1 protein-coding gene is annotated in these 23,157 nt (G+C 71.9%); it reads right to left on the reverse strand.

The genetic code is table 11. The annotated features are described in order from the left end of the window. On the reverse strand, nt 1-22,656 hold the full coding sequence (locus ACQUSR_RS03625) for a non-ribosomal peptide synthase/polyketide synthase (RefSeq protein WP_431041065.1): 22,656 nt from the start codon (nt 22,654-22,656) through the stop codon (nt 1-3). Between the last annotated feature and the right edge of the window lie 501 nt (nt 22,657-23,157).

The following is a 23,157-nucleotide window of genomic DNA, read 5'->3' on the forward strand; positions in this document are numbered from 1 at the left end:
TCAGTGGTCGGTGACCGGCTCCTCCTTCAGGTGGCGGTTGATGATCTCGCAGATCTCGGCGCCGGGCTTCGGCTCGTGCAGGCCGATGTGCGTGGCCTGGATGTCGTACGCGTGCACCGGCCCCTCGACATGGGGCTCCCAGAGCGGTGCGTACGACTCGTCGCTGTTGAGGGCCGCGTTGAAGAACAGCGTGACCCCGCGGTAACCCCGGGGCTGGATGGACTCCCGTGTCATGCGGACGTGTTCGACCAGGATCGTGGCGCCGTTCTCGACGAGCCGTTCGCGGTCGGCGTCGTCGTCGGCGCCCGAGGACAACAGGTAGTCCCTGATGCCGTCGCGCGCCTCGGACGTGTCGGGCACCGCCTGTCGGGCGAACCAGTGGCTGGGGACGGAGTCGAGGATCGCCAGCAACGGCACCTCGTGGCCACGGCGCTGGAGTTCCACGGCGACGGCCTGCCCGATGGTGCCGCCGATGGAATGCCCGATCAGATGGAAGGGCCCGTCCGGCTGGACGCTGAGGATCTGCTCCACATAGTCGGTGACCATGGCTTCCATGGACTCCGGCAGCGGCGCCCCGTCGAAGCCCCTGGCCTGGATGCCGTAGACCGGCCGGCCGCCCAGCTGGGCGGCCATGCCCAAGTAGGGCCAGCACAGCCCCAGGCCCGGGTGGATGAACCAGACGGGCGTGCCGCTGCCGCCGCTCCGCAGCGGCAGAACCACTCCGAACGGGTCGGTGTGGCCCGTGGGCTCGGCTCCCGCGGTGAGGTGCCGGGCCAGTTCCGCCACGGTCGGGGACTGGAACACCACCCGCATCGGCACGTCCACCATGAGTACCGCGCGGATGCGGCTGACCAGGCGGGTGGCGAGGAGCGAGTGGCCGCCCAGGTCGAAGAAGTTGTCGTCGATGCCGACCTGGTCGACGCCGAGCACACCGGCGAAGACGCCCGCCAGGAGCGTCTCCTGGGGGGTGCGGGGAGCGCGGTAGGGAGCCGCGACGGCGAATTCGGGCTGAGGCAGCGCCTTGTGGTCCACCTTTCCGTTCGGGGTCAGCGGGAAGCACGCGAGGGACAGATACGCCGACGGCACCATGTGCGCGGGCAATCGGTCTGCCACAAAGGTGCGCAGCTCCGCCGGGGTCGGTCCGTCGGTGGTGGGGTCGGTGGGTACGACGTAGGCGACGAGCTGGTTGACGGAGTCGGCGCCGGGGTGGGCGACCACCAGTGCCTGGGCGATCGCGTCGTGGCGGGTCAGGGCCGTCTCGATCTCGGCGGGTTCGATACGGAAGCCGCGGATCTTGACCTGGGTGTCGGCGCGGCCCCGGAAGTCGAGGTGGCCGTCGGGGGTCCAGGCCGCGATGTCGCCGGTGCGGTACATGCGCTCGCCGGGCGTGCCGTAGGGGCTGGCCACGAAGCGCTCCGCGGTGAGGCCCAGGCGGCCGAGGTAGCCGCGGGCCAGGCCCGTCCCGGCCAGGTAGAGCTCGCCGGGCACGCCGGGCGGCACTGGCCGCAAGGTGGTGTCCAGGACGTAGGCGCGCATGTTGTCCATGGGCTGCCCGATCGGGACCGCCTCGGCGACCGCATCGGCCTGGGTTATGGGTTCGCAGGTGGCGGCCATGGTGATCTCCGTGGGCCCGTACGCGTTCACGACCTGGATGGCCGGGCAGGCACGGAAGGTCTCCCGTACTGCTGTGGGGGACATGACGTCTCCGCCGCTCCAGATCTCCTTCAGGCCCGTAAAGGCCTGCGGCCCCACCTCGGCGATCACCTTGAACAGGCCCGATGACAGGAAGGCTGCGGTCACCCGGTGTTCCTCGACGAGGTGGGCCAGTGTGGTGGCGTCCAGGCGGCCGGGCGGGGCCAGCACGATGGTTCCGCCGCGCAGCAGCGGAATCCACAGTTCGTAGGTGGAGGCGTCGAAGGCCTGCGCCGAGTGGTGCAGCACCCGCCCATGGGCGTCACCTGCGAAGCGGTGGTCCAGGGCGAGGTCGACCACGCCCTGGTGAGTGACGCCGACGCCCTTCGGCGTACCCGTGGAGCCGGAGGTGTACATCACATACGCCAACTGCTCCGCGTGACCGGCGAGCCCCAAAGGCTCGTCCGAGGCCTGGGAGAGGGCCGCCACGGAGCCGGGCTCGTCGAGGACGAGGTACGGGCAGCCGCTGTCCGGCAGACCCGCCGCGATCTCCGCGTTGGTGACCACCAGCACCGGGGCCGCGTCGCCCAGCACGAATGCCAGACGCTCGGCCGGATACTCCGGGTCCACCGGCAGATAGCCGCCTCCCGCCTTCAGGATCGCCAGGAGGGTCACGATCTGGTCCGCCGAGCGCGGCAGTGCCAGACCCACGACCGAGTCCCGGCCCACACCCCGCGCGGCCAGGACCCGCGCGAGCCGGTTCGACCGCTCGTCCAGATCCCGGTATGTCACCTCCTGCTCCCCGGAGACCACCGCGACCCGTTCCGGGCCGGCGGTCACCTGCTCCTGGAACGCCTCAGCGATGCCGCGCCCGGCCCGCTCCCGGCCGGTGTCGTTGAACCGCTCCAGAACCAGGTCGCGTTCCGTCTCGTCCAGCAGGTCCAGGCGGGCCACAGGAATGTGCGGGTCGGCGGCGGCCCGTTCGAGCAGACGCCCGAACCGGGCGGCGATCCGCTCCGCCGCCGCCTTCGAGAACAGGTTCTCCTGGTACTGGAGCTCCGCGTGCAGGTGCGGCTCCGCGGCGGCGACCACCGCGAGCGGGTAGTGGGTGCCGGTGGTCGCGCGCACACCGGTGAGGGCGGCACCGGCCGCCTCGTGTGCTTCCGCGAGCCCCGCCTGGTCCACCGGGTACGACTCCAGGACGACCATGGTGTCGAACAGCGCCGCGAGCCCCATGGCCTCGTGGATCTGACTGAGGCTGTGGTGATGGTGGTCGAGCAGCGGTGTCTGGCGCTGCTGGAGGGAGACCAGGGTCTGCGCGAGCGTGGTGTCGGGCGCGCAGGTGACGCGCACCGGCAGGGTGTTGATGAACAGGCCGACCATCTCGTCGACGCCCGGCACCTGCGGCGGCCGGCCGGAGACTGTCGTGCCGAGCACCACGTCCTGGCGCCCTGTCAGATGGCCGAGGAGCATGCCCCAGGCTCCCTGCAGCAGGGTGCTGAGGGTGATGCCCAGCTCGTTCGCCCTGCGGGAGAGCTCCCGGGCGGCCGGGGCCGGCAGCGGCACCTCGATCTGGCCCAGACCCTCCGACTCTGTGGTGGCGGACCCGGCCGAGGTGGCGAGGAGCGTCGGCTCCTCGACGCCCTCCAGCTCCTGTGCCCAGGCGCGGGCCGCCGCCTCGTGGTCCTGCTGGGACAGCCAGAGCAGGAAGTCGCGGTAGGGGCGTACTCGGGGCAGTGCCGAGGGGTCCCCGCCCGAGCCGTACAGCCGCAGCAGTTCCCGTAGCAGGTGGGGTATCGACCAGCCGTCGTACAGGGCGTGGTTGGCGGTGAAGACCAGTTCCGTGTGGTCCGGGCCCATGCGGATCAGGGTGATGCGCAGCAGCGGCGGCGTGTCCGGCTCGAAGTGGGCGGCCTGGTCGGCGGCGAGCAGCCGCTCGAAGGCCGCGTCCCGTTCGGCGTCGCCGAGTTCGCTCAAGTCCACGGCTTGCCAGGGCAGTTCCACCTGGTCGAGTACGAGCTGCACCTGCTCTCCGGCCGCGCTCGTGACGAAGGCGGTCCGGAGTGCGGCGTGCCGGTCGAGGAGGGCTTGCCCGGCCGTCCGCATGCGCTCCGGGTCGACATTCCCGGACAGGCGGAAGGCGAGCTGCGTGTGGTAGGCGTCGAACGACGACTCCGCGAGCATGCCGTGGAAGAGGATGCCCGACTGTGTCGCCGTCACCGGCCACACGTCGGCCAGTGCGCCGGGGTACAGATCGTGCCACCGGTCCAGGTCGCGCTGGCTCACCCGTACCAGGGGCACGTCGGACGGAGTGAGGCCGCCCGACCCGGGGGCGGCGGCGTGCCGGGCGAGGTTTTCGAGCGCCGTGCGCCACAGCTCGATCAGCTCGCGCGCCTCGTCGCGTGCGAGCAGCCCGTTCGGGAAGCGGATCTGCGCGTGGAGCCGTGGGCCCTGCGCGGTGTCGGAGACCAGCGAGGTGACCTCGACCGTCGCCATCGCGGGCATGTCCGCGTCGAGATCGGCGCCCACCAGACCGTTGCCGTCGGCCGGCGTCCAGCCGTGGCCGCGCATTTCCTCGGGCGTGTCGTCCGCGGAGAACCGGCCCAGGTAGTTGAAGGAGATCTGGCCGCCCGAGGACGTCCTGAGGACCTCGGCGGTCTCAGGGTTGAGGTGGCGCAGCAGCCCGTAGCCGATGCCCCTGTCCGGGACGGCGTGGAGCTGTTCCTTGACGGCCTTGACGACCTGGCCGACGGCCCGGCCACCGCTGAAGGCGTCCTCCAGGTCGAAGCCGCCCACGTCCACGCGCACCGGGAACATGCTGGTGAACCAGCCCACGGTGCGGGACAGGTCGGCCCCCGGCGCCGCGGACTCCTCCCGGCCGTGCCCCTCGAGGCGGATCAGCGCCGAGGACTCGTCGACGCCGCGCGCCCGCCGCCACTTCGCGAGCGCGAGCCCGAAGGCGGTGAGGAGACCGTCGTTGACGCCGGTGCGGAAGGCGGCGGGCACGGTGGTCAGGAGCGCCTCGGTGGCCGCGACCGGCAGTTCCACGGACACGTGCTCCACCGTGGCGCACACGTCGACTGCGGGGTCGAAGGCCCGGGAGCCGAGGTCGGGGTCGGGGCCGGACACGACAGACCGCCAGTGGTCGAGCTCGGCGGTGCGCTGTGGGCTTGTGGCCTCCTCGGCGAGGGCGTGGGACCACCGTCGTACGGAGGTGGCGACCGGGGCGAGCCGGGGTGTCCGGCCGTCCCGGATGTCGTTCCAGGCGGTGGCGAGGTCGGGCAGGAGGATGCGCCAGGACACGCCGTCGACGAGGAAGTGGTGCAGGACGAGGATCAGGCGTCCGGGGGTGTGCGGGCCCGGGTCGCACCAGACGAACTGGGCCATGACCCCGGCCGCCGGGTCGAGGCGGCCGGTGGCCCGGTCGAGCTCGTCGGCCGCGCGGTCGCGCCAGGCGGCCTCCTCCCAGCGGCCGTCGCAGGCGACCCGGTGGATCAGCGTGGACGGGTCCACCGATCCTGGCGCGGCGACGTGCAGGCGCGCCGCGCCGTCCTCGGAGACCACGAGCCGGCAGCGCAGGATGTCGTGGTGGTCGAGGATCGCGCCCAGGGTCGCGGCGAGCCCCCGCTCGTCGATGCCTTGCGGAAGCTCGACCTCCATGGACATCGCGAACCGGCCGAAGCCGCCGCCCTGTTCCGCGAGTTCCAGCAGGTAGTGGCCGATGGGAAGGAGCGGCATCCAGCCGACACCGCCGCCTTCCAGCTCCTCGAGTACGGGGCCGCCGTGCGTGGTGCGCTCGGCGCGGTCGGCGAGTTCGGCGACGGTGCGGCACTCGAAGATCTGCCGCGGGGTGACGGCGACGCCAAGCGCACGGGCGCGCGAGACGACCTGGATGGAGCGGATGCTGTCGCCGCCGATGGCGAAGAAGTCGTCGTCGACGCCGACCCGGTCGAGGCTCAGGACCTCGGCGTACACGGCGGCAAGGACCTCCTCGGCGGCCGTGCGCGGTGCCTGGTACGTGCCGCCGGTGAACTCCGGCTCGGGCAGCGCCGAGTGGTCCAGCTTGCCGTTCGGGGCCAGGGGCAGCCGGTCCAGCGTCACCAACACCGACGGCACCATGAACTCCGGCAGCCGTCCGGCCACGAACCCGCGCAGCTCCTTGACGGGGACACCGGCGCTGATGCCCGCGTCGTCGAGGGTGGGCACCACGTAGCCGACCAGTTGCCTGCTGCCGCGGAGGTCCCGGGTGACGACGACCGCCTGCGCCACGCCCGGGTGTGCGGTGAGCGCCGCCTCGATCTCGCCCGGTTCGATGCGGAAGCCGCGCACCTTGACCTGTGCGTCGTCGCGGCCCACGTATTCCAGGTGTCCCTGGGGGGTCCAGCGGGCCAGGTCACCGGTGCGGTACATCCGTGACCCTGGAGGGCCGAAGGGGTCCGGGAGGAAGCGTTCGGCGGTCAGCGGCGCCTGCCCGTGGTAGCCGCGGGCCACGTTGCCCGCGACGTACAGCTCGCCCACGACACCGACGGGTACGGGGGCGAGCCCGGAGCCGAGGACGTAGGTGCGCATATTGCCCAGGGGGGTGCCGATCGGGGCACTCGCGCCGCCGGTGACCTCCGGGTCGGCGGCGAAGGTGGTGGCGTAGAACGATTCCGTCTGGCCGTAGGCGTTGACGACGCGCACTCCGGGCATGGCCTCGCGGACCGACCGCACCAGCGGGGCGGGCAGCGCTTCACCGGCGAAGACGACGGCATCGGCTTGGATCTTGCCGCCGATCTGATCCACCAGTTCGGCGAACACCGAGGGCACGGTGCTGATCACGCCACCGTCCCAGCCGCCGCGCTCACCGATCACGAGGACGTCCCGGACCAGTTCGACGGTGCCTCCGGCCGCGAGGGTGGTGACGATCTCGAACACCGACACGTCGAAGTTCACCGATGTGCCCGCCAGCATCCGCGTGCCCGCGTGGATCTCCACCGCCTCGGCGAGCCGCAGCACGCCGTTGACGACGTCCCGGTGGGTCACCGTCACGCCCTTCGGAGTACCGGTCGAACCGGAGGTGTACATCACGTAAGCGGCGTTCAGCGGCCGCACCACCCCGGACTCGCGGTCCTGCGCCGGGGTGTCGAGGGCGTCCAGGTCCAGGTCCTCGACGAGCAGGCGCGGTACATCGGTGCCGCCCGGGAGCGCACCGGCCGCGCCCGCGTCCGTCAGGACCAGCGCGGGGCGGGCGTCCGCCAGGATGAAGTCCAGCCTGGAGCTGGGGTACTTCGGGTCGATCGGCAGATACGCGCCGCCCGCCTGCCAGATCCCCAGCATCGCCACGACCAGATCCGCCGAGCGCGGCAGCGCGAGCCCCACGACCGTCTCCGGTCCCACCCCGCGACCGGCCAGCTCACCAGCCAGCCGCTCGGCCCGGGCGGCCAGCTCCGCGTACGACCACTCCTGGTCCTCGCAGATCAGTGCCGTGGCCTCGGGAGTGGCCGCCGCCTGTCGCGCGAACAGCTCGGCGACCGTCAGCTCAGGGGTCTCGGCGGCGGTGTCGTTGAAGCCGGACAGCACGAGCTCCCGCTCGTCCGGCTCGACGAGCTCGACACCGCGCACGTGCCGGCGCGGGTCGGCGGTGAGCCGGTCAAGGAGGCGGACGTACCGGTCTGCCAGCTTACGGACCGTGGTGTCGTCGAAGAGGTCGGTGGCGTACTCCAGCGAGCCGACCACGCCGCCCAGCTCGGGCAGGTCGACCATGTTGAAGGTCAGGTCGAACTTCGCCGACGCGCTGCGCGTACGCTCGAACTCCACACGCAGCCCGGGCAGGTCGAAGCCGTCGAGGTCGAAGTTCTGCCAGGCGAACATCACCTGGAACAGCGGCGCGTACGCGGTCGACCGCTCCGGATTGAGCTCCTCGACGAGCCGTTCGAAGGGCACGTCCTGGTGGTCGTAGGCGGCCAGCGACTGGGCGCGTACGTGGTCGAGCACGTCCGCGAAGGTCGGGTTGCCCTCCAGGCGGGTGCGCAGGACCCAGGTGTTGACGAAGAAGCCGACCAGGTCGGTGAGGCCCTCGTCGGTGCGGTTGGCGATCGGCGAGCCGATCGTGATGTCGTCACCGCCGCCGAGGCCGTGCAACAGCACGACCAGAGCCGACTCCAGGACCATCGACTCCGTCGCCCCGTGCGCTCGGGCGAGGTCGGCCACGGCGCTCATGACCCGGCCGTCGACGGAGAACTCGACGGCGGCGCCGCGGTGGCTGGCCCGCCGCGGGCGGGGGCGGTCGGTGGGCAGTTGGAGGGGCTGGGGGATGTCGGTCAGCTCTTCGCGCCAGTACGCGACCTGGGTGGACAGGAGGCTGTCGGGGTCGTTGTCGTCGCCGAGGAGGTCGCGCTGCCACAGCGTGTAGTCGACGTACTGGGCGGGCAGTTCCGTCCACCGCGGGGATCCGCCCGCGAGGCGTGCGGTGTAGGCGGTGTTGAGGTCACGCGCCATCGGTGCCATCGACGCGCCGTCGCACGCGATGTGGTGCACCAGCCACACCAGCACGTGCTCGTGTGCGCTCAGGCGCAGCAGTGCCGCCTTGACGGGTATCTCCCCGGCCAGGTCGAAGCGGTGCGCAGCGAACTCCGCGATGGCCGCCTGCACCCCGCCGGGTTCGACATCCAGGACCGGAACGTCCAAGTGGGCCTCGTGCGCGGACAGGACCCGCTGGAAGGGCACGCCGTCCTCGTCCTCGGCGAAGACGGTCCGCAGGCTCTCGTGGCGCGCCACCACGTCCCGCATGGCATCGGCGAGCGCCACCGCGTCCAGCTCCCCGCTCAGCCGCAGCGGGAACGGCGCGTTGTACGTGGCAGAGGGCCCTTCGAACCGGTCGATGAACCACAGGCGGCGCTGCGCGTATGACAGCGGCGCGCGTTCCGGCCGCGGCTCGACCCGGGTCAGCGGCGGCCGTACCCGCTCTCCCTGGTCGAGGCGTTCGGCCAGCGCGGCCACGGTGGGCGCGGCGAAGACGGTGCGGATGGGCAGCTCCACCCCGAGGGCCGCACGGATGCGGCTGACCAGGCGGGTGGCGAGGAGCGAGTGGCCGCCCAGGTCGAAGAAGCTGTCGTCGATACCGACGACGTCGGCGCCGAGCACGTCGGCGAAGACGCCTGCCAGGATCTCCTCCTGGCGGGTGCGGGGAGTGCGGTAGGGCTTGGCGCTGGTGAACTCGGGTTCCGGCAGCGCCCTGTGGTCCACCTTGCCGCTCGGGCTCAGCGGGATGCTTGCCAGGGACACGAACGCGGACGGCACCATGTGGTCCGGCAGCTGCCCTGCCGCGAAGGAGCGCAGGTCGGCGGGTTCGGGTCCGTTCTCCGCGTCGGTGAGGACCGTGTAGGCGATGAGCTGCTTGCCGAACTCCGCGCTGTCGCGGGCGATCACCACGGCCTGGGCGACGGCGTCGTGCCGCGTCAGGGCCGCCTCGACCTCGCCGGGTTCGATGCGGAAGCCGCGGATCTTGACCTGGGTGTCGGCGCGGCCGTGGTAGACCAGGCTGCCCTCCGGTGTCCAGGTGGCTATGTCGCCGGTGCGGTACATGCGTTCGCCGGGTGCGCCGTAGGGGCAGGCCACGAAGCGTTCGGCGGTCAGGTCGAAGCGCCCGAGATAGCCACGGGCCAGGCGGTCTCCGGCGATGTACAGCTCGCCGGGTACGCCGGGCAGGACCGGGCGGAGCGCGGAGTCCAGGAGGTAGATCCGGGTGTTGTCCATCGGCCGGCCGATTTCGCCGAGTACGCCGATCTCCTCGTGGGCCGTGACCCAGTGGAAGGTGCAGGCCATCGTTGCCTCGGTCGGCCCGTAGCCGTTGATCACACGGGTGCCCGGGCAGGCCGCGAGGATGTTCTCGTAGGCGGAGCGCGGCACGACCTCGCCGCCGGTCAAGGTGTCGCGCAGGCCCGCGAAGGCTTCCGGCAGCTCCTCGGCGATCACTCGGAATATGCCCGACGACGACATCACTGCGGTCAGCCGGTGCTCGGCCACAAGGCGCGCCAGGGTGGCGGTGTCCACGTGTCCGGGCGGCGCGATCACGAGAGTGCCGCCCTTGAGGAGGGGGAACCACTGCTCGTACGTGTTGCAGTCGAAGGCCTGGGCGCACTGCGTGAGCACACGCTCGTGAGCGCCGTCGCGGTACCCGCTCTCCGAGCTGAGCCGTACGACGCCACGCTGGGTGACGCCGACGCCCTTGGGCCTGCCGGTGGAGCCGGAGGTGTACATCACGTACGCCAGCTGGTCGGGGTGCCCGGCGATGGTGAGCGGCTCGGCCGACTCCCGGGCGAGCGCGGCTTCGGTGTCCGGCTCGTCCAGGACGAGGGACGGACAGACGTCCTCCGGCAGACTCGTCGCGTTCTCGGTGTCGGTGACCACCAGGGGTGGTGCGGAGTCGCGCAGCATGTACGCCAGGCGCTCGGCGGGATATTCGGGGTCCAGAGGCAGATAGCAGCCGCCCGCCTTGAGGATGGCGATGACGGCCACGACCTGGTCGGCCGAGCGGGGCAGGGCCAGGCCCACCACCGAGTCCCGCCGCACGCCGTGTGCGGTGAGCACGCGCGCGAGCCGGTTGGCGCGCGCGTCCAGCTCCCGGTATGTCAGCTCCTGCTCGGCGGACACGACCGCGAGCCGGTCCGGACCCGCCGCGACGTGCTCCGCGAAGACCTCCGCCATGGTGCGCTGCACGGCCGGCTTCGCCGTGTCGTTGAAGCCCCGGAGCACCAGCTCACGCTCGTCCGTCTCGAGCAGCTCCACCGACCCGATCCGTCGCCGGGGGTCGGCGGTGAGCTGTCGCAGCAGACGGACATATCGGTCCGCCAGCTTCCGGACCGTGGTGTCGTCGAAGAGGTCGGTGGCGTACTCCACCGAGCCCACGACTTCGCCGTGTGCGGACTCCTCCACCAAGTTGAAGGTGAGGTCGAACTTCGACGACTGGCTGTGCGGCCACTCCAGTGCGACGTCCAGGCCGGGCAGTGCGAAGTCCTGGCGGCTGTTGTTCTGCCAGGCGAACATCACTTGGAACAGTGGTGCGTAGGCCGTGGAGCGCTCGGGGTTGAGTGCTTCCACGAGTCGTTCGAAGGGGACGTCCTGGTGGTCGTAGGCGGCCAGGGATTTGGCGCGGACCTGGTCGAGTACGTCGGTGAACGTCGGGTTGCCGTGGAGGCGGGTGCGGAGGACCCAGGTGTTGACGAAGAAGCCGACCAGGTCGGTGAGGCCCTCGTCGGTGCGGTTGGCGATCGGCGAGCCGATGGTGATGTCGTCACCGCCGCCGAGGCCGTGCAGCAGGACGGCCAGAGCCGACTCCAGGACCATCGAGGAGGTCGCCCCGTGCGTGCGGGCGAGCTCGTCGACGGTGGCCATCAGCTGCGCGTCGAGGGTGAATTCCAGGGAGTCGCCGCGGTGACTGGCCTCCGCCGGGCGGGGGCGGTCGGTGGGCAGCTGGAGGGGCTGGGGGATGTCGGCGAGTTCTTCGCGCCAGTAGGCGACCTGGGCGGACTGGAGGCTGTCGGGGTCGTTGGCGTCGCCGAGCAGGTCGCGCTGCCACAGCGTGTAGTCGACGTACTGGGCGGGCAGTTCCGTCCACTGCGGGGAGCCGTCCGCGAGGCGGGCGGTATAGGCGGTGGTGAGATCGCGGGCGAGCGGTGCCATGGAGGCGCCGTCGCACGCGATGTGATGCACCAGCCACACCAACACGTGGTCCTGCGTGTCCAGGCGCAGGAGCACCGCCTTGACCGGGATCTCGGCGGACAGGTCGAAGCGGTGGGACATGAAGTCCACGATCGCGCGTTCCAGTCCGGCCGGATCGACATCCAGGACCGGAACGTCCAAGTGGGCCTCGTGCGCGGACAGGACCCGCTGGAAGGGCACGCCGTCCTCGTCCTCGGCGAAGACGGTCCGCAGGCTCTCGTGGCGCGCCAGCACATCCCGCACCGCATCGAGCAGCGCGTCGGCGTCGAGCTCACCCGTCAACCGCAGCGGGAACGGCGCGTTGTAGGTGGCCGAGAGCCCTTCGAACCGGTCGATGAACCACAGGCGGCGCTGGGCGAAGGACAGCGGCACCCGCTCGGGGCGCGGGCAGACGCGCGTGAGCGGCGGGCGTACCCGCTCTCCCCGCCCCAGGTGTTCCACCAGTTCCACGACCGTCGGGGCGGTGAACACCATGCGGATGGGCAGCTCCACGCCGAGCACCGCCCGCACCCGGCTGACCAGACGCGTCGCGAGGAGCGAGTGGCCGCCCAGGTCGAAGAAGTTGTCGTCGACGCCGACCCGGTCCAGGCCGAGGACCTCGGCGAACAGGCCGCACAGCAACTCTTCCTGCGGCGTGCGCGGAGCCCGGCCCGTCGCCACCGCCGCGAAGTCCGGGGCGGGCAGCGCCTTGCGGTCCAGCTTCCCGTTCGCCGTCAGCGGCAGCTCAGGGATGGTCACCATGGAGGCGGGCACCATGTGTGAGGGCAGGCGGTCCGCCAGGAAGGTGCGCAGCTCCGCCGGGGTCGGTCCGTCGGTGGTGGGGTCGGTGGGTACGACGTAGGCGACGAGCTGGTTGACGGAGTCGGCGCCGGGGTGGGCGACCACCAGTGCCTGGGCGATCGCGTCGTGGCGGGTCAGGGCCGTCTCGATCTCGGCGGGTTCGATACGGAAGCCGCGGATCTTGACCTGGGTGTCGGCGCGGCCCCGGAAGTCGAGGTGGCCGTCGGGGGTCCAGGCCGCGATGTCGCCGGTGCGGTACATGCGCTCGCCGGGCGTGCCGTAGGGGCTGGCCACGAAGCGCTCCGCGGTGAGGCCCAGGCGGCCGAGGTAGCCGCGGGCCAGGCCCGTCCCGGCCAGGTAGAGCTCGCCGGGCACGCCGGGCGGCACTGGCCGCAAGGTGGTGTCCAGGACGTAGGCGCGCATGTTGTCCATGGGCTGCCCGATCGGGACCGCCTCGGCGACCGCATCGGCCTGGGTTATGGGTTCGCAGGTGGCGGCCATGGTGATCTCCGTGGGCCCGTACGCGTTCACGACCTGGATGGCCGGGCAGGCACGGAAGGTCTCCCGTACTGCTGTGGGGGACATGACGTCTCCGCCGCTCCAGATCTCCTTCAGGCCCGTAAAGGCCTGCGGCCCCACCTCGGCGATCACCTTGAACAGGCCCGATGACAGGAAGGCTGCGGTCACCCGGTGTTCCTCGACGAGGTGGGCCAGTGTGGTGGCGTCCAGGCGGCCGGGCGGGGCCAGCACGATGGTTCCGCCGCGCAGCAGCGGAATCCACAGTTCGTAGGTGGAGGCGTCGAAGGCCTGCGCCGAGTGGTGCAGCACCCGCCCATGGGCGTCACCTGCGAAGCGGTGGTCCAGGGCGAGGTCGACCACGCCCTGGTGAGTGACGCCGACGCCCTTCGGCGTACCCGTGGAGCCGGAGGTGTACATCACATACGCCAACTGCTCCGCGTGACCGGCGAGCCCCAAAGGCTCGTCCGAGGCCTGGGAGAGGGCCGCCACGGAGCCGGGCTCGTCGAGGACGAGGTACGGGCAGCCGCTGTCCGGCAGACCCGCCGCGATCTCCGCGTTGGTGACCACCAGCACCGGGGCCGCGTCGCCCAGCACGAATGCCAGACGCTCGGCCGGATACTCCGGGTCCACCGGCAGATAGCCGCCTCCCGCCTTCAGGATCGCCAGGAGGGTCACGATCTGGTCCGCCGAGCGCGGCAGTGCCAGACCCACGACCGAGTCCCGGCCCACACCCCGCGCGGCCAGGACCCGCGCGAGCCGGTTCGACCGCTCGTCCAGATCCGCGTACGAGAACTCCTCCTCGCCGCACACCAGGGCGACCGCGTCCGGCGTGGCCACTGCATGGCGCGCGAACAGGCCCGGAATGGTCACGTCGGGAGTCTCGGCGGCCGTGTCGTTGAATCCGGACAGCACGAGCTCCCGCTCGTCCGGCTCGACGATCTCCACGCCGCCGACGCGCTGCCGCGGGTCGGCGACGAACCCCCGGACCAGCCGGGTGAACCGGTCGGCGAGCCGCTGGACGGTGTCGCGGTCGAACAGGTCCGTGGCGTATTCCAGGTGGCCGACCACGCCCTCACCGGGCTCCTCGACCAGGTTGAAGAACAGGTCGAACTTCGACGAGCGGCTGTGCAGCCACTCCAGCTCCACCTCCAGGCCGGGTAGCGCGAAGTCCTCGCGGCTGTTGTTCTGCCAGGCGAACATCACCTGGAACAGTGGTGCGTACGCGGTCGAGCGCTCGGGGTTGAGTACTTCCACGAGCCGTTCGAAGGGCACGTCCTGGTGGTCGTAGGCGGCCAGGGACTTGGCTCGCACCTGGTCCAGCACGTCCGTGAACGTCGGGTTGCCGTGCAGACGGGTGCGCAGGACCCAGGTGTTGACGAAGAAGCCGACCAGGTCGGTGAGGCCCTCGTCGGTGCGGTTGGCGATCGGCGAGCCGATGGTGATGTCGTCACCGCCGCCGAGGCCGTGCAGCAGGACGGCCAGAGCCGACTCCAGGACCATCGAGGAGGTCGCCCCGTGCGTGCGGGCGAGCTCGTCGACGGTGGCCATCAGCTGCGCGTCGAGGGTGAATTCCAGGGAGTCGCCGCGGTAGCTGGCCTCCGCCGGGCGGGGGCGGTCGGTGGGCAGCTCCAGCGGCTGCGGAATCTCGGCCAGCTCCTCGCGCCAGTAGGCGACCTGGGCGGACTGGAGGCTGTCCGGGTCGTCCTCGTCGCCGAGCAGGTCACGCTGCCACAGCGTGTAGTCGACGTACTGCGCGGGCAACTCCGTCCAGCGCGGAGCCTGGCCCGCCAGGCGGGCGGTGTAGGCGGTGGCGAGGTCGCGGGCCATCGGGGCCATGGAGGCGCCGTCGCACGCGATGTGGTGCACCAGCCACACCAACACGTGCTCGTGTGCACTCAGGCGCAGGAGCACGGCCTTGATCGGTATCTCGGCGGACAGGTCGAAGCGGTGTGCGGCGACCCTGTCGATGGCCGAGTGGACGTCCCCGGACTCCACGTCCACGACCGGCATGTCCAGCTGGGCCCGGTCGAGGGGCAGCACGGTCTGGAAGGGCACTCCGTCCTCGTCCTGGGTGAAGACGGTCCGCAGGCTCTCGTGGCGTGCCACCACGTCCCGCATGGCATCGGCGAGCGCCACCGCGTCCAGTTCACCGCGCAGATGCAGGGGGAACGGCGCGTTGTAGGTGGAGGAGGGTCCTTCGAAGCGGTCGATGAACCACAGGCGGCGCTGGGCGAAGGACAGCGGCACCCGCTCGGGGCGCGGGCTGACGCGGGTGAGCGGGAGGCGCGCCCGGTCGCCCCGCCCCAGGTGGTCGGCCAGTTCCACGACCGTCGGGGCGCTGAAGACGACGCGGATGGGCAGCTCGACGCCGAGGACCGCGCGTACGCGGCTGACCAGGCGGGTGGCGAGGAGCGAGTGGCCGCCGAGGTCGAAGAAGTTGTCGTCGATGCCGACCCGGTCCAGGCCGAGGACCTCGGCGAACAGGCCGCACAGCAGCTCTTCCTGCGGCGTGCGCGGGGCCCGGCCCGTGGCCACCGCCGCGAAGTCCGGGGCGGGCAGCGCCTTGCGGTCCAGCTTGCCGCTGGCGTTCAGCGGCACCTCGGCGATGGCCACCACGGAGGCAGGCACCATGTGTGCGGGCATCCGCTCGGCGAGGTACTCACGCAGGGACCCGACGAGAGCACCGATCCGGCTTGCGGCGGCGGGGTCACTGGCCGGCATGCGGTCGGCGCGGTCGGCGGCGGCGTATCCGCCGGACACGACGCGGCCGGCCACCTCTCGTCCATCGGGGAACACGACGGCGTCGAAGCATGCGGGGGCCGTGGCCGACCATGTCAGGACGACGCTGTAGCCGTGCTCGGCCGCCCAGTCGCGCAGCTCCTGCGGGTCCACGGCAGCGCCCGTCGCGGCGGGAGCGCCGGCCACGGACATCGCGGCGGCGGCCTCGGCCTCGCCGGTGAGCCGGGCGTTGGGGATGCCCGCCACCCGCACGGGAGTGTCGCCGTGGGCCCGGCAGCGTTCGCGCAGGGCGGTGAGGTCGCCGACCTGGCGGCCCCACCGCAGGGTCGGTGTCCCGTCGGCCGCCACCGGCTCGACCGGGGTCTTGTGAAGGGTGACCTCGTAGCGGTGGCGGGTCAGTTCGTTGTGCGCGCGGCCCGGCTTCAGCCGGATGTCGGCCCCGGCCGCGCCGTGCCGCTCGGCCCAGTGCGTGAACCAGTCCGGGTCCAGGACCAGTTCGGGCTCCATCAGCATCGAGCGGGCCACCGCGGCCCGAGCCACCGACGGTGCCGCGTCCGGGTGCTGAGCCCGTTGCACTCCGACGCGGAACAGGCTCAAAGTGGCCGCGTTGCGCACGTCGCCGACCACGATCCGCCCGCCGGGCGCAAGCAGCTCGAAGGCCTGCGCGAGGACCCGGTCCAGGTAGTCGGCGTCGGGGAAGTACTGCACCACCGAGTTCAGGACCACGGTGTCGAAGTGCCCGCGCGGCAGCCCCGACACGTCGTCCGCCATCTGGTGGCGCAGGGTGACCTTGTCCGCGTGTCCGGCCTGCGCGACCTCTCGCCCGAGCCGCTCGATGACCTGCGAGGACAGATCCATCGCCCAGTACTCCGCCACGTCGGCAAGGAGGTGTGCCATCAGCAGGCCGGAGCCGACGCCGAGCTCCAGGACCCGGCGCGGGCCCCAGCAGGCGATCTGCTCCACCGCGGCGTCGCGCCACTCCCGCATCTCGTGCAACGGCAGTGGCCGCCCCGTGTAGCTGGAGTCCCAGCCGGTGAAGTCCTCGCCCCACACCGTGTTCGCGGCCGAGTAGACCTGGTCGTAGATCTCCTCCCACTGGCCGACCTGCCGCGAGGCGTCCGCGGCGTGATCCGCGCCGTCCGGGTGTGGCACCACGTAGCCCACCAGGCGCCGCTCGCCCGTCTGGTCCTCGCCGAACGTCACCACCGCGTGCGCGACACCGGGATGCTCCGCGAGCACCGCCTCGACCTCACCCGGCTCGACCCTGAAGCCGCGGATCTTGACCTGGGTGTCCACCCGGCCCTGGAAGACCAGACGGCCCTCCGGAGTCCAGGCGGCCACATCTCCGGTGCGGTACATGCGCTCGCCCGGTGCGCCGAAGGGGCAGGGCACGAAGCGTTCGGCGGTCAGGCCGTAGCGGCCGAGGTAGCCGCGGGCGAGGCGGTCGCCGGCGATGTACAGCTCGCCGGGTACGCCCGGCAGGACCGGGCGGAGCGCGGAGTCCAGGACGTACAGGCGGGTGCCGTCCATCGGCGGGCCGATCTCCCCCGTCACACCGATCTCCTCGGGAACGGTCACGGGGTGGATCGTGGTGGCCATGGTCGCCTCGGTCGGCCCGTAGCCGTTGATCACGCGGATGTCCGGGCAGGTGGCGAGGATGCGCTCGAAGGCGGTGCGGGGCACCACATCACCGCCCGACCACACCTCACGCAGGCCCGCGAAGGCTTCCGGCATCTCCTCGGCGACCACCTTGAACATGCCCGCGGAGGCCATCACCGCGGTCAGCCGGTGCTCGGTGACCAGCCGCGCCAGGGTCGCGGCGTCCATCCGTCCCGGCGGGGCGATGACGAGCGTGCCGCCCTTGAGGAGCGGGAACCACAGCTCGTAGGTGTTGGCGTCGAAGGCCTGCGGGCACTGCGTGAGGACCCGCTGGTGCGCGCCTTCACGGTGGCCGCTGTCGGAGATCAGCCGTACGACGCCACGCTGGGTGACGGCGACTCCCTTGGGCGTGCCGGTGGAGCCGGAGGTGTACATCACGTAGGCGAGCTGGTCGACGTGAGCCTGGGCGGCGGTTTCCACGGGTTCGGCGGAAACGTGGGCCAGGGCGGCGTGGGTGTCGGGTGCGTCGAGGACCAGGTACGGGCAGGCGCCGTCCGGAAGGTCCGCCGCGATCCGGGCGTGGGTCACCACCAGGACCGGTGCGGAGTCGCGCAGCATGAACGCCAGGCGCTCGGCGGGGTATTCGGGGTCCAGGGGCAGGTAGCAGCCGCCCGCCTTGAGGATGGCGAGCACGGTCACGACCTGGTCGGCCGAGCGGGGCAGGGCCAGGCCCACCACCGAGTCCCGCGCCACCCCGCGTGCGGTGAGAAGCCGTGCGAGCCGGTTCGCGCGCGCGTCCAGCTCCCGGTACGTCAGCTCCCGTTCACCGGAGACCACCGCGAGCCGGTCCGGGCCCGCCGCGACCTGCTCGGCGAAGAGCTCGGCCATGGTGCGTTCCACGGCGGGCGCGGCGGTGTCGTTGAAGTCGGTGAGGAGCTGTCGGCGTTCGGCGGGCGTGAGCACGTCGACGTGCCCGACCTGGGCCCGCGGGTCCTCGACGATCCGCGTCAGGATGCGGGCGAAGCGCGTGGCGTAGTCGTCGGCGGCGGTCTGATCGAAGGCGTGCCGCTGGAACTGGATGTTCAGGCGGGGGTGCGGGCCGTCGGGGTAGACGAAGACGGCCAGCGGATAGTGGCTGGGGGTGAAGGCGCGGATGCCGGTGACGGAGATCCCGGCCGCGGCGCTCGCCTCGGCGATGGCCGCCCGGTCCATGGGGAAGGACTCGAAGCCGATGACGGTGTCGAACAAGGCTGTGTGGCCCGCCAGGTGGTGCAGGTCGCTGAGCGCGTGGTGGTGGTGCTCCTGCAGCGCGCCCTGGCGGTCCTGAAGGCCGGTGAGGAGGTCGGCGAGCGTGTCCGACGGCGCGCAGCGCACCCGTACGGGAAGGGTGTTGAGGAACATGCCGATGATCGAGTCCACGCCGGGCAGCTCGGGCGGCCGCCCGGCGACGCCTGAGCCGAACACCACGTCCTGACGGCCCGTCACCTGTGCGAGGAGCAGCGCCCAGGCGCCCTGGATGAGGGTGTTGAGGGTCAGCCCCAGCTCGGCGGCCGTGCGCGCGAGGTCACGGGCCTGCTCGTCAGTCAGGGGCACGTCGGCCTGGCCGATGCCGAGACTGCCGCCGGCCCCGGTGGCGGGGGCGAGCAGCGTTGGCTCCTCCAGGCCGCTGAGCTCCTGGCGCCAGGCGCGCGCCGACGCGTCGGTGTCCCGCTCGGCCAGCCAGGCCAGGAAGTCACCGAAACCGCGGACGCGCGGCTGTCCGCTCGCGGCCCCGTCGCCGTAGCAGCGCAGCAGGTCGCCCACCAGGACCGGTACCGACCAGCCGTCGAACAGGACGTGATGCGAAGCCACGATCAGCTCGAAGCGCTCCTCGCCGAGGCGCACCAGGTGCAGGCGCAGCATCGGCGGGTCCGCCGGATCGAAGTGCGCTTCCAGATCGGCGGCCAGGAGCTCCTCGAATGCCTCGTCCTGGGCCGCGCCGGTGAGGTGGCCGAGATCGGTGTACGCGTACGGCAGCCGCGCGCCGTCGACGACGAGCTGGACCAGGTGGCCGTCGCCGTCCGGGACGAAGGCGGTGCGCAGCGCCGGATGCCGGTCGAGGAGCGCCTGCCCCGCCGCTCGCATCCGCTCGGCCTCCACGGGGCCGAACAGGTGCAGCGTGTACTGCTCCTGGTAGGTGTCGAAGGAGCCGCTGCCGCTGTCGGCGGCCCCGGACGGGTCTTCCCCGGCGGCGTGCAGCTGGCTGTGGAAGAGAATGCCGGACTGCACGGGCGAGGTGGGCCAGATGTCGGACAGGCCGGGGTAGCGCTCCTCCCAGCGGTCGATGTCGGTCTGCGTGACGGTGACCAGCGGGGCGTCGGACGGCGTCAGCCCGCCCGTGCCGCCGTGGGCGACGTGGCGGGCGAGGGCGCCCAGGGCCTGGCACCACAGATCGGCCAGTTCGCGGACGTCATCGGGGGCGAGCACGCCCTCGGGGGCGGCGAACAGGGCGCTCAGGCAAGGGCCTTGGGCGGTGTCGGTGACGGCGGCGTTGATGTCGAGTTCGGCCAGGGCGGGCATGCGGGGGTCGTGGGCGGCGTCCAGGACCGCCAGCTCGGCCACGTCGTGGGCCTGGGTGAAGCCCAGGCCCCGCAGCTCGGCGGGCATGTCCGCGGACGCGGAGAAACGCCCGAGGTAATTGAAGGAGACCTGGCCGCTGGGGTGGGGGGCCAGGGACAGCGCGGTGTCCGGGTTGAGGTGGCGCAGCAGGCCGTAGCCGATGCCCTTGTCCGGGATCGCGCGCAGCTGCTCCTTGACCGCCTTCACCGCACGCCCGGCCGCCGCGCCACCCGCGAAGGCATCGGCCAGATCGGTGTCGGCGAGGTCCAGACGCACGGGGAAGACGCTGGTGAACCAGCCCACCGTACGGGCCAGATCGGCGCCCGGCGCCGCGGCCTCCTCCCGGCCGTGGCCCTCCAGACGGATCAGCGCGGACGACTCCCGCACACCCCGCGTACGCCGCCACTGCACCAGCGCAAGCGCGAGCGCGGCAAGGAGCCCGTCGTTGACCTCACCACGGAATGCGGCCGGCAGCTCGCTCAGGACCGCCTCGGTCACCTCCACAGGCAGCTCGACGCGCGTCTCCCGCACCGTGGCCCGTACATCCACGGCCGGGTCCAGGAGGCGCGTGCCGAGCAGCGGGTCGGGACCGTCCACGACGGACCGCCACAGGCCGAGCTCGGCCACCCGGCCGGGGCTCGCGGCCTCCTCGACCAGGGCGTGCGCCCAGCGCCGCACCGACGTGCCCACCTCGGGCAGCCGCGGGGTGCGCCCCTCGCGGACCTGACTCCAGGCAGCCGCGAGGTCCGGCAGGAGGACGCGCCAGGACACGCCGTCGACGATCAAGTGGTGCAGGACGACCAGCAGCCGCCCGGCCGCCTCCGGCCCGGCGTCGAACCACACGAACTGGGCGACCACGCCCGTGTGCGGGTCCAACCGGCCCGCGGCCCCGTCCAGCTCGCCGAGGACGAGCGTCCGCCACGCGTCGGCCCGCTGCGCCCAGTCGCCGTCACACACGACGCGGCGCACCAGGCACGCCGCGTCCACCGTGCCGGGTCCGGCGACCACCAGACCGCCGTCGTCCTCGTCCATCAGGCGGCACCGCAGCAGGTCATGACGGTCGATCACCGCGGCGAGCGTCCTGGTCAAGCCTTCCTCGTCGATGTCCTGGGGCAGATCGAGGACCATCGTCTGCAGGAACCGGTCGAAGCCCGGGCCCCGGTCCTTGAGCCAGCTCGCCACAGGAAGCAGCGGCATCCAGCCCGTGCCATCGCCTTCCAGCTCTTGGAGGACCGGTGCCGCGTCTCCCTGAGCGGTGGCCGCCTCCGCGAGGCGGGCCACCGTACGGCACTCGAAGACCTGCCGGGAGCTGATCTCCACACCCTGGGCGCGCGCCCGCGAGACCAGTTGAAGGGACTGGATGCTGTCGCCGCCCAGCGTGAAGAAGTCGTCGTCGACGCCAACCCGGTCGACCGCGAGGACCTCGGTGAACAGGAGCGCCAGCGCCCCCTCGGTCGCCGACTGCGGCGCCCGGTAGACGGTCCCCTGGAACACCGGCTGGGGAAGCGCCGCCTTGTCCACCTTCCCGTTCGTTGTCAGCGGCAGCCGGTCGAGGACCAGGACCCGCGCCGGAACCATGAACTCCGGCAGCCGCGCGGCCACGAACGCCCGCAGCTCACCCGGCCCGAACCCCGCGTCGAGAGCCAGATGCCCGGTGCCACGTCCTGTCTGCTCCTGCGCGTACGCCTCGGCAGGCACCACGTATCCGATGACCTGCGTGCCCCGGCTGCCGTGCTCCTCGCCCGCGTCGCGCCCGTCGTACGTGGTGACGACGGCGTGCGCCACCCGGGGGTGGGCCGCCAGGGCCGCCTCGATCTCCCCGGTCTCGATTCGCAGGCCCCGGACCTTCACCTGGTCGTCGGAGCGGCCCAGGTACTCCAGCTGACCGTCGTCGCCCCAGCGCACCACGTCCCCGGTGCGGTACATCAGTGCGCCGGCGGCCCCGAACGGGTCGGCGAGGAACCGCTCCGCGGTCAAGGAGGCCCGGTTCAGATAGCCGCGGGCCAGGCTCGGGCCCGCCACGTACAACTCCCCGGCCGTGCCCGGTCCCACCCGTTCGAGGCGCTCGTCGAGCACGTAGACGCGGGAACCGGCGACGGGAGTGCCGATCGGGACCCGGTCGGCGGTCAGGGGCGCGCCGAGGGTGGCGCAGACGGTGGTCTCGGTGGGGCCGTAGGCGTTGATGAAACGGCGGCCGGGGGCCCAGTGGGCCGCCAGGCGGGGCGGGCAGGCCTCACCGGCGACGATGAGGACCCTGAGGTCGGTGAGGTTCTGGGGGGCGTCGGCGGGGAGCGTGGTAACCACCGCCGGCGGCAGCGTGGCGTGCGTGACGCGGCTTTCGGCGAGCAGTCGGGCGAGGTCGTCGCCGACGAGGCGTGCCTGCTCGGGCACGACCAGGGTGGCGCCGTTGGTGAGGGCCATGAGCGCCTCCCACACCGCCGCGTCGAAACTGGGTGAGGCGAAGTGCAGGATCCGCGCGTCGGGCGTGACGTCGAAGCGTTCGCGGTGCGTCGCGCGCAGGGCGGCCAAGCCGGTGTGGGTGACGGTGACGCCCTTGGGGCGGCCCGTGGAGCCCGACGTGTAGATGACATACGCGCTGTTGGCCGCCGTGGGACGGGGCCGGTCCGCCTCGGTCAGCGGGGAGGCGTCCGCCGCGGCGAGGGCCGTGTCGAGCTCCCCCTCGTCGAGGCACAGGACGGGCACGGAGAGCCGGGGAAGCCGCCCTGCGGTCGCGGTGTCCGCCAGGACGAGCCCGGTCCCGGAGTCCGCCACCATGAAGGCGAGCCGCTCCTCGGGATACTCCGGGTCCAGCGGCAGGTACGCACCGCCCGCCTTGAGCACCGCGAGCGCCGCGGCCCAGAAGCGCGGCGATCGCCGCAGCGCGACACCGACGATCGACTCGCGGCCCACACCGCGCCGGACGAGCAGCCGCGCCAGCCGGTTCGCCCAGGCGTCCAGCTCCCGATACGTCAGTTGTTCCGTGCCGAACACCACGGCAACCGCGTCGGGCGACGCGGCCACTTGCCGGTCGAACAGCTCGGAGAACGTCGTCATCGGCATTTCCGCGGCCGACACGGAATCTGACATTCCGGAAACTCCATCTCTCTTTGGATTGCTGGCCGCCCGAGGGGAGGGCGACCTCAGTACTCCTTACTCGAATCTCGGCTCCCACACATAATCACGGACTTTGTCCGGGCAACGGGACAGAGGCTTTTGGCTCAGCCACGAATCAACCGGCAAGGAATCAGCCAGATTTAACTGGAATCGAAAACCGGGCCCGGCGGGCAGGGCGTGGAGCGCGAAGTCGGAAGCCTTGGGGCGCAGCGAGCAATCCTTAAAGAATTCGCCGCGATTACCCGAGCCGGGGCCACGGCGCCAGAGCCGACATCACGCCAAGATCATCCATGTGAGCGCGCCGAAGGGCCGACAATGGCCCGCCACCACGAGTACAGCCGGACGTGCACAACACCAGCCCACCTGACATGCACACTTTCTGAGTGCCGCTCGGCGCAGCAGTCCGCTGCATTGCCTGCTCGGCCTCGCGCCACAGCGAGTAGGCAAACCACTCCGCCATAGCCGCGGGGCTGG

Source organism: Streptomyces sp. P1-3 (genome assembly GCF_050613155.1).
In the GTDB taxonomy this organism is placed as follows: Bacteria; Actinomycetota; Actinomycetes; order Streptomycetales; family Streptomycetaceae; genus Streptomyces.

Bases quoted from the DNA above. Each gene is read 5' to 3' on its own strand.
- ACQUSR_RS03625 (WP_431041065.1), bottom strand. From the start codon at position 22,656: ATGTCAGATTCCGTGTCGGCCGCGGAAATGCCGATGACGACGTTCTCC.